Source organism: Azospirillum sp., from assembly GCF_035627195.1.
Taxonomy (GTDB): Bacteria; Pseudomonadota; Alphaproteobacteria; order Azospirillales; family Azospirillaceae; genus Azospirillum.
Genome location: NZ_DASPMG010000166.1, coordinates 1 through 13,138, shown reverse-complemented (window position 1 = coordinate 13,138; position 13,138 = coordinate 1). Strand labels below are relative to the sequence as shown.

At 71.2% G+C, this 13,138-nt stretch carries 12 protein-coding genes; all 12 read right to left on the bottom strand.

Features of this window, described 5'->3' with window-relative positions; genetic code table 11:
• Window positions 1-92: 92 nt before the first annotated feature.
• Entirely contained in the window at window positions 93-1,043 is a 951-nt protein-coding gene (gene murB, locus VED21_RS15055; RefSeq protein WP_324883338.1) for a UDP-N-acetylmuramate dehydrogenase, read from the bottom strand.
• The gene (gene murC, locus VED21_RS15050) at window positions 1,040-2,473 is read right to left on the bottom strand and encodes a UDP-N-acetylmuramate--L-alanine ligase (RefSeq protein ID WP_324883336.1); all 1,434 of its coding nucleotides are present in this window, start codon (window positions 2,471-2,473) and stop codon (window positions 1,040-1,042) included. Before murC ends, murB begins: the two co-directional genes overlap by 4 nt.
• A gap of 1 nt (window position 2,474) precedes the next feature.
• On the bottom strand, window positions 2,475-2,735 hold the full coding sequence (locus VED21_RS15045; protein ID WP_324883334.1) for a hypothetical protein: 261 nt from the start codon (window positions 2,733-2,735) through the stop codon (window positions 2,475-2,477).
• On the bottom strand, window positions 2,732-3,886 hold the full coding sequence (gene murG / locus VED21_RS15040; RefSeq protein ID WP_324883332.1) for an undecaprenyldiphospho-muramoylpentapeptide beta-N-acetylglucosaminyltransferase: 1,155 nt from the start codon (window positions 3,884-3,886) through the stop codon (window positions 2,732-2,734). The genes VED21_RS15045 and murG overlap by 4 nt, the downstream gene beginning before the upstream one ends.
• An 18-nt stretch (window positions 3,887-3,904) precedes the next feature.
• The gene (gene ftsW, locus VED21_RS15035; RefSeq protein WP_324883330.1) at window positions 3,905-5,026 is read right to left on the bottom strand and encodes a putative lipid II flippase FtsW; all 1,122 of its coding nucleotides are present in this window, start codon (window positions 5,024-5,026) and stop codon (window positions 3,905-3,907) included.
• Between the two features lie 4 nt (window positions 5,027-5,030).
• Window positions 5,031-6,416, bottom strand: coding sequence for a UDP-N-acetylmuramoyl-L-alanine--D-glutamate ligase (murD, locus tag VED21_RS15030; protein ID WP_324883328.1), 1,386 nt, complete (start codon window positions 6,414-6,416; stop codon window positions 5,031-5,033).
• A 4-nt stretch (window positions 6,417-6,420) separates the two neighbouring features.
• Window positions 6,421-7,506 carry a phospho-N-acetylmuramoyl-pentapeptide-transferase gene (gene mraY, locus VED21_RS15025; protein WP_324883326.1) on the bottom strand — a complete coding sequence of 362 codons (1,086 nt, stop codon included), beginning with the start codon at window positions 7,504-7,506 and terminating at the stop codon, window positions 6,421-6,423.
• 9 nt (window positions 7,507-7,515) lie between these two features.
• On the bottom strand, window positions 7,516-8,991 hold the full coding sequence (locus VED21_RS15020) for a UDP-N-acetylmuramoylalanyl-D-glutamyl-2,6-diaminopimelate--D-alanyl-D-alanine ligase (protein ID WP_324883325.1): 1,476 nt from the start codon (window positions 8,989-8,991) through the stop codon (window positions 7,516-7,518).
• Window positions 8,988-10,442 (bottom strand): UDP-N-acetylmuramoyl-L-alanyl-D-glutamate--2,6-diaminopimelate ligase, encoded by a 1,455-nt coding sequence (locus VED21_RS15015; protein WP_324883323.1) that lies wholly within the window; start codon window positions 10,440-10,442, stop codon window positions 8,988-8,990. The genes VED21_RS15020 and VED21_RS15015 overlap by 4 nt, the downstream gene beginning before the upstream one ends.
• Window positions 10,411-12,180 carry a penicillin-binding protein 2 gene (locus tag VED21_RS15010; RefSeq protein WP_324883321.1) on the bottom strand — a complete coding sequence of 590 codons (1,770 nt, stop codon included), beginning with the start codon at window positions 12,178-12,180 and terminating at the stop codon, window positions 10,411-10,413. The genes VED21_RS15015 and VED21_RS15010 overlap by 32 nt, the downstream gene beginning before the upstream one ends.
• Complete coding sequence (gene ftsL / locus VED21_RS15005; protein ID WP_324883319.1) at window positions 12,177-12,851, bottom strand: cell division protein FtsL; 675 nt, start codon at window positions 12,849-12,851, stop codon at window positions 12,177-12,179. Before ftsL ends, VED21_RS15010 begins: the two co-directional genes overlap by 4 nt.
• The coding region (gene mraW, locus VED21_RS15000; protein ID WP_324883317.1) for a 16S rRNA (cytosine(1402)-N(4))-methyltransferase at window positions 12,848-13,138 on the bottom strand (291 nt) is incomplete at its 5' end. The genes mraW and ftsL, both read right to left, overlap by 4 nt.

Here is a 13,138-nt window from a genome sequence, read left to right as displayed (position 1 = left end):
CGCCTTGGCGACGGCGGCGCCGCTGACCAGCGACACCTCGCGCTCGGCCGACCAGCCGCCCATCAGGACGGCGACGTGCTTCTTGCGGGCGGTCATGGCGTGGCTCCCATCATCCCGTCGGGCGGAACGCCGATGCGCTTGATCTCCCACTCCAGCACCACGCCGGAGGAGTCGAGCACGCGCCGCCGCACCTCTTCGCCCAGCGCCTCCAGGTCGGCCGCCGTGGCGCCGCCGAGGTTGAGCAGGAAGTTGCAGTGCTTCTCCGACACCTGGGCGTCGCCGATGCGCAGGCCGCGGCAGCCGGCCTCGTCGATCAGCTGCCACGCCTTCTTCGCGCCGTCCGGATTCTTGAAGGTAGAGCCGCCGGTGCGCGCGCGGACCGGCTGGCTGTCGCCGCGCTTGTCGGAAATCTCCGCCATGCGCCGCGCGATCGCCAGCGGCTCGTCCGCCTCGCCCTGGAACACCGCACCCGTGAAGATGACGTCGTCCGCCACCGCGCAGTGGCGGTAGGTGAAGCCCATCGTTTCGTTGGAGAAGGTCAGAAGGTTGCCGCGCCGGTCCACGCCCTGCGCCGCCACCAGCACGTCCTTCACCTCGCGCCCATAGGCGCCGCCGTTCATGCGCAGCGCTCCGCCGACCGTGCCGGGGATGCCCGACAGGAACTCCAGCCCCGCGATGCCGGCGTCGCGCGCCACGTTGGCGACGTTGAGGTCCAGCGCCGCGGCACCGGCCGTGACGCCGGCCTCGGCCGCCGCGATGTCGGCGAAGCCGCGGCCCAGGCGGATCACCACGCCCGGCACGCCGCCGTCGCGGATCAGCAGGTTGGACGCCACGCCGACCACGGTGACCGGCACGTCGGGCGGCAGCGCGTGCAGGAACTCGGCCAGATCCTCGACGTCGGCCGGGCGGAAGATCACCTCGGCCGGGCCGCCGACGCGGAACCAGGTGACGTTCGCCAGCGGCGCGTCGGCGGTCAGCCGCCCGCGGCACTTCGGCATCAGGTCGATGAGGTGGAAGTTGGTCATGGCGAGCGCGGCCGTCATGTCGACTTCCCCTGCATAGCGTGTCCGAAGAGCTTGTCCAACTCCGAAGGAAGGGCGTTGGCCCACTGAGTGATGTTACCCGCACCCAGGCACACCACTAGATCTCCGCTTCGCGCCATTTCACGCACCAGTTGCGGCAGCTCCTCGGGGCCGTGCAACGCAAGAACGTGGCGATGGCCGTGCATGCGCAGGCCCTCCACCAGCGAGTCGCGGTTGACGCCCTCGATGGGCTGCTCGCCGGCCGCGTAGACGTCGGCGACGATCACCGCGTCGGCGTCGTTGAAGCAGGTGCAGAACTCCTCGAACAGGCTGGCGAGGCGGGAGTAGCGGTGCGGCTGCACGACGGCGATGGTGCGCCCCTTGCCGGCGGTGCGCGCCGCCTTCAGCACGGCGGCGATCTCCACCGGGTGGTGGCCGTAGTCGTCGATGACGACGATGCCGTTGGACTCGCCGGTCTTGGTGAAGCGCCGCTTGACCCCGGCGAACTTCGCCATGCCGCCCTTCATCACCTCGTCCGCCAGCCCCATCTCGTTGCCCACGGCGAAGGCGGCCAGTGAGTTCTGGACGTTGTGGCGGCCGAACATCGGCAGGTGCACGCCGCTGATGACGCGCGTCTCGCCCGAATGCCGGTCGGAGATGGCGACGTCGTAGGTGGCGCCCGAGGTGTCCAGCACCACGTTCACCGCCCGCACGTCGGCCTGCGGCGAGAAGCCGTAGGTGATGATGCGGCGGTCCGACACGCGCGGGATCATCGCCTGCACTTCCGGATGGTCGATGCAGAGCGCGGCAAATCCGTAGAAGGGGATGTTCTGAACGAAGGTATCGTAAGCGGCGCGCATCTGCTCGAACGTGCCGTAGAAGTCCAGATGCTCCGCATCCATGTTGGTGACGACGGCGATGCACGCCGGCAGCTTCGTGAAGGTGCCGTCGGACTCGTCGGCCTCGACCACCATCCAGTCGCCGGATCCCAGCCGGGTGTTGGTCCCATAGGCGTTGATGATGCCGCCGTTGATCACGGTGGGGTCGACGCCCGCGTGCTCCAGCAGCGTGCCCACCATGGACGTGGTGGTGGTCTTGCCGTGCGTGCCGCCGATGGCGATGGCCCACTTCAGGCGCATCAGCTCGCCCAGCATCTCCGCGCGGCGCACCACGGGGATCAGGCCGGCGCGCGCGGCGACGACCTCCGGGTTGTCCTTCTTCACCGCCGAGGAGACGACGACGACCGCGGCCGAGCCCAGGTTTTCCGCCCGGTGGCCGATGGCCACGGGGATGCCCAGCTCGCGCAGGCGCTTCACGTTGGCGCTCTCGGCCAGGTCGGAGCCCTGGACGGCGTAGCCGAGGTTCTTCAGCACCTCGGCGATGCCGCTCATGCCGATGCCGCCGATGCCGACGAAGTGGATGGTGCCGATGGTCAGGGGAAGGGCGCGCATGTCAGCGGTGTCCTCGGCGCAGCATCAGGCGCAACGTGGCGTCGATGGAATCGTCGGAAAGGGTGCAGGGCAGGGGCTCGGCCCCCACGAAGACGTGCAGGCGGTCGCGCAGGAAGCTGCCGGAGGCGACCACCTCGCGCGGGACCAGCGGGCAGTACGGGCGCATGCTCCACGCGCCTTCCGAGCGTGTGGACTCGGCCGGCCAGTCGCGCAGCGGACGGGGGTGCCGCCTCGGGATGTTCCGCAGGCCCTTGTTGATCATTCCGCAGCCTCCGTGGCGTGGGAGTGGTTTCCGTTCGCGCCGTTCGTGTTTCCGATCATCGCCAGCACCGCGTCGGCCAGCCGGGCCGCGGCCTCCGCCGTGCCCCAGGCGTGCGCGGCCTGCGCCGCCCGCGCCAGATCGTCGGGCCGCTCCAGCAGCGCGGTCAGGCGCGCGGCGACGGCCTCGGCCGTGAACTCCGGCTGCGGGATCGGCCACGCCGCCCCGGCGGCGGCCACCGCGCGGGCGTTGGCGGTCTGGTGGTCGTCGGTGGCGAAGGGGTAGGGGACCAGGATCGCCGGGCGGCCGATGCAGGTCAGCTCCGCCACGGTGGAGGCGCCGGCCCGCGTGATCGCCAGATGGCAGGCGGCCAGCCGCTGCGGCACGTCGCGGAAGAAGCTCTCCAGTTCCACCGAGCCGAGGCCGAGGTCGCGGTAGGCCGCGCGCACCGCCTCCAGGTCCTCCGGCCGGCACTGCTGGGACAGGTGCAGCCGCGCGCGGAGATTCGCCGGCAGGGCGGCGACGGCGGCGGGCAGCACCTCGCTGAACACGCGCGCCCCCTGGCTGCCGCCCATGACGAGGATGCGGACGGGGCCGTCCGCCGTTGGCGCCTCGTACGGCGCGCCGCGCATCGCGGCGACGGCCGGGCGGACGGGGTTGCCGGTCGGCACGATCTTGCCGCGGTCGGCGTCGCGCACGCCGCTGATCTCCGGATAGGCGACGGCGAGGCGGCGGGCGCTGCCGGCCAGCATGCGGTTGGCGCGGCCCAGCACGGCGTTCTGCTCGTGCAGCAGTGCCGGGATGCGGGCCTGTCCGGCGGCGTAGACGGTGGGCACCGACGGGTAGCCGCCGAAGCCGACGACGGCCGCCGGCTCCAGGTGGCGCAGCAGCGCGCTGGCCTGCAAAAAGCCCATGCCCATGCGCAGGGCGGCCGTCAGCTTGCCGACGATGCCGCCGGCCGGCGACGCGGCGTGGATGCGGTGGACGGCGACCTCCGGCAGCGCGTCGCCGAAGGCGTGGCCGCGCTTGTCGGTCACCAGCGTCACGGCGCGGCCGCGGGCCAGCAGCTCGCGCGCCAGCGCTTCCGCCGGGAAGATGTGGCCGCCGGTGCCGCCGGCGGCGAGGACGATGGGCTTGTTGTGGTTGGTCGCCATGATCGTATCTCCCGCCCCTCAGTCCGTCGGGCCGAAGCGCTTGCGGGTGAGCGCCAGCACCATCCCCATGCCGATGCCCAGCGCCAGCAGCGAGGAGCCGCCGTAGCTGATGAACGGCAGGGTCATGCCCTTGGTCGGCATCAGGTGCAGCGACGAGCCCATGTTGATCGCCGCCTGCAGGCCGAACTGCACCAGCAGGCCGGATGCCGCCAGCAGGACGAAGTAGTTGGTCTCGTTGAACACGCGGGCGAAGCCGCGCAGCACGATGAAGGCGAACAGGAAGACGATGAACAGGCAGAACACCAGCCCCATCTCCTCGCCCGCGACGGCGAAGATGAAGTCGGCGTGGCTGTCGGGCAGCGAGAACTTCACCGTGCCCTGGCCGGGGCCGGTGCCGAACAGCCCGCCGTTGGCGAACGCCTCCAGCGAGCGGCTGACCTGGTAGTTGTCACCGGCGTTCGGATCGAGGAAGCGGTCAATGCGGCTGGTCACGTGCGGGAAGGTGAAATAGGCGCCCACCAGCCCGACCACGCCCGCGATGCCCAGGATCGCCACCAGCATGATGTTCATGCCGGCCAGGAAGAACTGGGTGAACCACACGGCCGAGACGACGAAGGTCATGCCCAGGTCAGGCTGCATCATCAGCGCACCCACGGTGACGCCGTACAGCAGGATCGACACCAGCGCCCCCGGAAAGCCCGGCGACAGCTTGGACAGCGAGAACAGCCACGCCGCCACCACCGCGAAGGCGGGCTTCACGAACTCCGACGGCTGGATGGACAGGCCCGGCACGTGGATCCAGCGCCGCGCCCCCTTGATCTCCACGCCGACGAACAGCGTGGCGATGACCAGCAGCAGCGCCACCAGATAGACGATCAGCGCCACCCGCCGCACGCCCCGCGGCGACAGCAGCGAGACCGCCACCATGATCGACACCGCCGGCACCAGCATGATCAGGTGCCGCTCGACGAAATAGAACGTGTCCTGGATGCCGATGCGCTCGGCCACCGGCGGGCTGGCGGCGGTGATCAGCACCGTGCCCAGCGCCATCAGGACGGCGAGCGCACCCAGCTGCCAGCGGTCGACGGTCCACCACCAGCGGCCGAAAACGGATTGGTCGGTACGGTCGAACGTCACCATGCGCTCAACCCTCCGCCGGCAGGTCGTTCACGAGGGTGGCGAAGGTCTCGCCGCGCACCTCGAAGTTGGGGAACTGGTCCCACGATGCGCAGGCCGGCGACAGCAGCACGGCGGCCCCGGCGCGCTTCTCCTTCAGCGCCAGCGCGGCGGCTTGGCGAACGGCGACGTCCAGCGTGCCGCAGGCGGTGACCGGCACGTTGCGCGCCTTCAGCCACGTGGCGAACTTGTCGCTCGCCTCGCCGATCAGGAAGGCGTGGCGCACCCGGCCCATGTAGCCGTCCAGCCCATCGAGCCCCGTCTCCTTGGCCTGTCCGCCGAGGATCCAGTAGATCGGATCGAAGGTCGCCAGCGCCTTTTCGGCGGCGTCGGCGTTGGTGGCCTTGCTGTCGTTGACGAAGCGCACGCCGCCGATGGTGCGCACCAGCTGCTGGCGGTGCGCCAGGCCGGGGAAGGTCTTCATGGCGGCGACGATGGCGGCCGGCGGCACGCCCGCGGCCTTGCACGCGGCGAACGCGGCGGCGGCGTTCTGCCAGTTGTGCCTGCCCAGCAGCGTGGGGAAGTTGGCAAGGTCGGCGACGCGCTCGGCCCGGCCCTCGGTGTCGTCGATCAGCCAGCCGTCCTGGGCGTAGACGCCGCCCGGCGCGCGCCCCTCGGCGGAAATCGGCCAGACGTGCTGGTCGCCGGCGGCGGTCAGCTCTTCATAGATCTTGCGGCAGATGCCGTCGTCCACGCCGATCACCGCCGTGCGCGGCTTGGTCTGGCGATGGAAGATCAGCTTCTTGGCGGCGATGTAGCCGTTCATGCCGCCGTGCCGGTCCAGGTGGTCCGGCGTGATGTTGAGCAGCACCGCCACGTCGAAGGTGATCGAGAAGGTCAACTCCAGCTGGTAGCTGGACATCTCCAGCACGTAGCTGCCGCCGACACCCAGGCGCGGCAGCGTCAGCACCGGCGTGCCCAGGTTGCCGCCCACCGCCAGACGGCGCCCGGCGGCCTCCATGACGTGGCCGACCAGCGCCGTGGTGGTCGACTTGCCGTTGGTCCCGGTGATGCCGATATAGGCCGCGTCGCGCTCCGACCGCGCCAGAAGCTCGATGTCGCAGACGATCTCCAGGTTCGCCTTGCGCGCCCGCTCGGCCACCGGGTGGGGCTTGGGGTGCGTGTGCGGGATGCCCGGCGACCAGACGACGGTGGTCAGCTCCGACAGGTCGGCGGTGGTCAGGTCGACGATGCGGATGCCCTCCGCCTCGGCCTCGGCGCGCTTGGCCGGGCTGTCGTCCCAGGCCCACACCTCGGCACCGCTCTCCAGGAGCGCGCGCGCGGTGGCGAGGCCGGACTTGCCCAGCCCCATGACCGCCACCGGAAGACCGTCCATGTAGAAGAGGTCGATCATCGCATCACCGCAGCTTCAGCGTGGACAGGCCGACCAGCGCCAGGATGGAGGCGATGATCCAGAAGCGGATGACGACGGTCGGCTCGGCCCAGCCCTTCTTCTCGAAGTGATGGTGCAGCGGCGCCATGCGGAACACGCGCTTGCCCGTCAGCTTGAAGGAGGTGACCTGGACGATCACCGACACCGTCTCCAGCACGAACAGGCCGCCGATGATGGCCAGCACGATCTCGTGCTTGGTGATGACCGCGATGGTGCCCAGCGCACCGCCCAGCGACAGCGACCCGGTGTCGCCCATGAACACCATGGCCGGCGGCGCGTTGAACCACAGGAATCCCAGGCCGGCGCCCACCAGCGCCCCGCAGAACACCGCCAGCTCGCCCGAGCCCGGCACGTGGTGGATCTGCAGGTAGTTGGCGAAGTTGATGTTGCCCGACAGGTAGGCGATCAGGCCGAAGCAGCCCGCCGCGATCATGGTCGGCACGATCGCCAGCCCGTCCAGCCCGTCCGTCAGGTTGACGGAGTTGGAGGCGCCGACGATGACGAACGCCGCCATCGGCAGGAAGAACCAGCCCAGCTGGACGATCACGTCCTTGAAGAACGGCACCGCAAGCCCGGTCGCCAGCGGCGGCGTCGCCACGATCGTCACGGCCAGCGCCGCGGCCAGCGCGATGGCGATCTCGGCCGTCAGGCGGAAGCGTCCCGACAGCCCCTTGGTGTTGCGCCGGGTCAGCTTCTGGTAGTCGTCGCCGAAGCCGATCAGGCCGTAGCCGACGGTCACGAACAGCACGATCCAGGTGTAGGCGTTCGTCAGGTCCATCCACAACAGCGTGCTGACGGACATGGCGATCATGATCATCAGGCCGCCCATGGTGGGCGTGCCCTTCTTCTTGAAGTGCGTCTCCGGCCCGTCGGCGCGGATGGGCTGGCCTTCACCCTGCTTGTGCTTCAGCCACGCGATCAGGCGCGGGAAGAACACGAAGCTGATGACGAGCGCCGTGAGCACCGCACCGCCGGTCCGGAACGTCAGGTACCGGAACAGGTTGAACGGACTGACGACGTCCGCCAGGGGGAAGAGGAGGTTGTAGAGCATCGCGGCGCGTCAGCCTCGTCCGTTCACGGCCGCCTGCGGCGCCGGTTTGTCCTCATCGCGGCGCTGGTCCAGGCCGGACAGCGCCTCCACCACCAGCCCCATGCGGCTGCCGGCCGATCCCTTCACCAGCACCACGTCGCCGCCGCGCACCTCGGCCGCCAGCACGCCGGCCAGTGTCGCGCTGTCCTCGGCGTACCGGCCGCGCATGGCCGCCGGCAGGCGGTCCCACAGGGCCTTCATGTGCGGGCCGCAGCAGTAGACGGCGTCGATGTGCGCCGCGCGCAGCGGAGCGGCGAGCCCGGCGTGCAGCGCGTCGGATCGCGTGCCCAGTTCGCGCATGTCGCCCAGCACGGCGATGCGCCGGCCGCCGGCGCCGGGGTCCACCTTGGACAGCACCTCGAAGGCGGCGTTCATGGCGGCCGGGCTGGCGTTGTAGCTCTCGTCGATGATCGTGAAGGCGCCCTGGCCATTGTTGGGGCCCAGATGGACGCGCTTGCGCGTGCCGCGCCCCTTGACCGGCTGCAGCGTGGACAGTGCCCGCGCGGCGGACGCCAGGTCGCCGCCCACGGCGCGCACGGCCAGCAGCACCGCCAGGCTGTTCATCACCCAGTGCTTGCCGGGCAGCGACAGGCAGTACTGCAGCCGCTCGCCCTTCACCACGGCGGTGACGGCGGAGCAGGTGGCGTGCAGCGAGTATTCCACCAGACGGGCGTCCGCGTCCTCGTGCGCGCCGAAGCTCCAGATCCGCGTCAGGCCCTGCGTGCGGGCGGCGGCGAGCAGGCGGCCGAAGTGCGGGTTGTCGCGGTTGAGGACCGCGACGCCGTTCGGGTTCATGCCCTCGAAGATCTCGGCCTTGGCGTCGGCGATGGCCTCGACGGACGCGAAGAACTCCAGGTGCGCCGGCTCCACCGTGGTGATGACGGCGCAGTCCGGCATGACGAGGCGCGACAGCGGCCCCAGCTCGCCCGCGTGGTTCATGCCCAGCTCGAACACGCCGAAGGCGCTGTCCTGCGGCAGGCGCGACAGCGACAGCGGCACGCCCCAGTGGTTGTTCAGCGAGCCTTCGGTCGCGAAGGTGGCGCCTTGCGCGCCAAGCACGTGGCGTAGCGCCTCCTTGGTGCCGGTCTTGCCGACGGATCCGGTGACGCCGATCACCCGCGCGTTGCCGCGCAGCCGGGCGACGTGGCCCAGGTCGGCCAGCGCCGCCAGCGTGTCCTCAACGGCCAGCAGCGGCGCGTCGGCGGCGACGCCGGCCGGCACGCGGCTGACCATGGCGGCGGCCGCACCCTGCGCCAGCGCCTGCGCCACGAAGTCGTGCCCGTCGAAGTTCGGTCCCTTGATGGCGACGAACAGGTCGCCCGGCTCGACCTTCCGGCTGTCGATGGTGACGCCGGTGGCGCGCCAGGGCTGCGCCGCCTGCCCATTGGTGGCGGCGGCGGCATCCTCGGCAGTCCACAGGATCGGCTTCGCGCTCGCGTCGCTCATTCTGCTCCAACCTCCGCTACGGCGGCCCGGGCCTCGGCCGCGTCGTCGAACGGCCGCACCTCGGTGCCGATGATCTGTCCCTGCTCGTGACCCTTGCCGGCCACCACCAGCACGTCGCCCGGGCCCAGGTCCCGGACGGCGGCGCGGATGGCGGAGCGGCGGTCGCCGATCTCCTCCGCGGCCGGGTTGCCCGCCAGCACCGCGCGGCGGATCTCCGCCGCCACCTCGGTGCGCGGGTTGTCGTCGGTGACGATCGCCCGATCGGCCAGACGGCCGGCCAGTTCGCCCATCACCGGACGCTTGCCCCGGTCGCGGTCGCCGCCGCAGCCGAAGACCACGACGAGCTTGCCCGCCGCGTGCGGGCGCAACGCCGTCAGCACCGTCTCCAGCGCGTCTGGCGTGTGTGCGTAGTCCACGAACACCGGTGCACCGTTGGGGTGCGTGGCGACGTGCTGCAGACGCCCCGGCACGCCTTCCAGCGTTGCCAGCGCATCCACGGCCTCCTCGGCGATGGCACCCGTGGCGATCACGAGGCCCAACGCGCAAAGCGCGTTCCACGCCTGGAAGCGGCCGACGAGCGGCAGTTCCACCGTGGTATCGCGGCCGAGGACGGATAGGCTCAGGCGCTGGCCGTGCGGCAGCGGATCGATGCCCCGCACCATCAGCTCGCGCCCGGCGAACCCATAGCCGAAAACGCGGATGCCGCGGTTGGAACAAATCGCGGAGAGGGTATCGAATTCCGGAATGTCGGCGTTCAGCACGGCGCCGCCGCCCGGCACCAGCACCCGGCCGAACAGCATGGCCTTGGCGGCGAGGTACGCCTCCATGCTGCCGTGATAGTCCAGGTGGTCGCGCGTCAGGTTGGTGAAGCCGGCGGCGGCGACGCGCACGCCGTCAAGGCGGAACTGGTCCAGCCCGTGGCTCGACGCTTCCATGGCCAGCCGGTCGATGCCGGCGTCCTTCACCTCGGCCAGCACCTGGTGCAGCGTCACCGGGTCCGGCGTGGTCATGGCGCCGTACCGGTCCACGCCCGGCCCGACGATGCCCAGCGTGCCCAGGCTGGCCGCCTTGTGGCCCAGCTTGGCCCAGATCTGCCGGGCGAAGGTGACGGTGGAGGTCTTGCCGTTGGTGCCCGTGACCGCCACCACCGTCTCCGGCTGGCGGCCGTGGAAGGCCGCCGCGGCCAGCGCGAAGGCCAGGCGCGGCTGCTCCGCCTCGACCAGCACGGCCGACGTGCCTTCCGGCAGCACGGTCCCCTCGGGCGCCAGCACGGCCACGGCGCCGCGCGCCAGCGCGTCGGCGACGAACACGCGTCCGTCGGCCTTGGAGCCGGGCAGGGCGGCGAACAGGAAGCCGGGGCGGACCGCGCGGGAATCCGCGGTCAGGCCGGTGACCTCCACGTCGCTGCGGACGGCGGCCTCAGTGGCGGCCAGGATTCGGGACAGAAGCAACGGCGCTCCCCCGTGGTGGAATGGTTCCGTTGGAATTGATGTCGACGGCGCTGCGGATCTCCGGTGAATTCTCGTCGACCGGCTGCACGCCCAGCAGCGGGCCGATCTGCTTGATGATGCGGCCCACCGCCGGGGCGGCGACCCAACCGCCGGTGGCGTAGCCATAGGTCTTGGCCGTCGCCTTCGGCTCGTCGAGCATGACGTAGACGACGTACTTCGGGTTGTGCATCGGGAACGCGCCGACGAACGACGACATGCGCGCGTTGCGCGCGTAGCTGCGCCCCTTCTGCTTGTCCGCCGTGCCGGTCTTGCCGCCGACCACATAGCCGGGCACGTTGGCCGCCTTGGCCGTGCCCTCGGCCACGACGAGGCGGAACAGGCGCCGCATCGTCTCCGAGGTCTGCTGCGACATGACGCGTTCGCTGGGGATTTCGGTCCCCGGCTCCCGCTTCAACAGCGTCGGCGGGTGCATGACGCCGCCGTTGATGACCGAGGCCGCCGCCGCCACCGTGTGCATCGGGCTGACCGAGATGCCGTGGCCGAACGAGATGGTCATGGCGTTGATCTCGCGCCAGGGGTTCGGCACCAGCGGCCAGCCGTTCTCCGGCAGCTCCAGCGGGGTGGGGCGCAGGAAACCCATGCGCGCCATGAAGGCGCGCTGGGCCGGCACGCCGCCGGCCTGCAGCATCATGCGCACCGACCCGATGTTCGACGACACCTCGAAGATCTCGGCGGCCGACAGCGGCCGGTGCTCCGGGTGGAAGTCGCGGATGGTGAAGCGGCCGATGCTGATCGGGTGGATGGTGTCGAACATGTCCGTCGGGCGGACCTTGCCCGACTCCAGGGACAACGCCGTGTTGAAGATCTTGAACGTCGACCCCATTTCGTACACGCCCAGCGTGTTCCGGTTGAACAGGGTCTCGGCGTCCAGGCCGGTGGGATCGTGCGGATCGAAGTCCGGCAGCGACACCATCGCCAGCACCTCGCCGGTGTTGACGTCGAAGATCATCGCCGCCGCGCCGATGGCGCGGAACTCCTCAACCGACGCCGCCACCTCCTTGCGCAGGATGTGCTGGAGGCGCAGGTCGAGCGACAGGCGCACCGGGCGCGGGTCGGTGGTCAGCCGCTTGTTGAACGACTGCTCCATGCCGGCCAGGCCGCGGTTGTCCACGCCGGTGAAGCCGACCACGTGCGAGGTCAGCTTGGCCGCCGGGTAGAAGCGCCGCTCCTCGCGCTCGAAGTACACGCCGGGGATGCCCAGGCGGTGCACCTGCGCCTGCTGGCGCGGCGACAGGTTGCGCTTGACCCAGACGAAGCGCTTGTCGCCCGACAGCTTCTCCAGAAGCTCCTTGTACTCCAGCTCCGGCAGGGCGGAGACGAGCTTCTTCGCCGCCTCCTTCGGATCGATGACGATCTTCGGGTCGGCGTACAGCGACGCGGTGGCCAGCGAGGTGGCCAGCAGATTGCCGTTGCGGTCGGTGATGTCGGCACGGCCGACCGGCGTGCCCGACGCGTCGGCGGCGCGGTGGGCGCGCGGCTCGACGGGATCGCGCAGCATGGTGGAGGCGACCAGCTTGCCGCTGATGGCGGTGAAGGCCAGCGTCACCACCGCCGCCGTGACCATCAGGCGGTTGCGGCTCTGCTCCATGGCCACCGACAGCGAGCTGCGCGGCTTGGCGACCGGCGGCGCCGCGTAGGCGTGGCCGATCGGCTCGTACCCCTGGGGGCCGTCCGTCATCGGTTGCCTCCCAGCCGGGCGATCAGGACGCCCATGGAATCGGTGGCCGTCGGGGCGGCCGGGGCTGCCGCCGGCTTGGCCGGGGCGGTGGCCCTGGCGGGAGCGGGAACGGCGGCGGGAACGCTCAGCGTCTTCGGCGCCAGCTGCTGCTGCGTCGGCTGCTGCGGGGCGGCGAGCGCCTTGGCGACGCCGCCGGCCGTGGCCTTGGCGGGCGCGGCGGCCGGCGCGGCGGTCGGATTGGTGGTGACGGAGGCCGGCACGACCATGGCGGGTGCTGCGGCGGGCGCAGCCTTGGCCGGGGCAGGGGCGGTGGCCTTGCCGGCGGGCGCCTGCTGCAGGCCGGCCATCGGCGGCAGCGGGGCAGGGCCGGCCTCTGGCGCCACGGCGGGCGTCGGGCGCATCGGCACCACGTCGATGGAGGCGACGAACTGGCGCGCGTCGGTCGGGCGCAGCGCGAGGTGCGTGCGCGCCAGCGTCTCCAGGCGCGTCGGGTCGTTCAGGTAGCTCCACTCGGCCTTCAGCACCTGGATCGCCTCCTGCTCGGCGACGATCTTGCGGTTGACCGAGGCGAGCTGCTCCTCCAGCTCCTGCACCTCGTAGCTGGTCTGGAAGAGGAGGGCCCCGGCAGCGCCGGCCAGGCCGAGCCAGAACAGCGCGGATTTGCCTTTCATGCCGCCTCCTTTCCCGACGGTGCCGGAAATGCCGGCGCCGCGGTGCGTTCGGCCGCGCGCAGCCGGGCAGAGCGCGCGCGGGGGTTTGCCTGTGCCTCGGCCGCGCCGGGCGCGACGGGCTTCTTGTGGATCAGCCGGAAGGACGGCCGCCGGTCGGACCCGGCCACCGGCGGCGCGTGCCGCGACGGGGCAGGGGGCGGCGACGACCGCTCCTTCAGGAACGCCTTGACCTCGCGGTCTTCAAGCGAATGGAAGGACACGACGGCGAGGCGCCCGCCGGGGGCCAG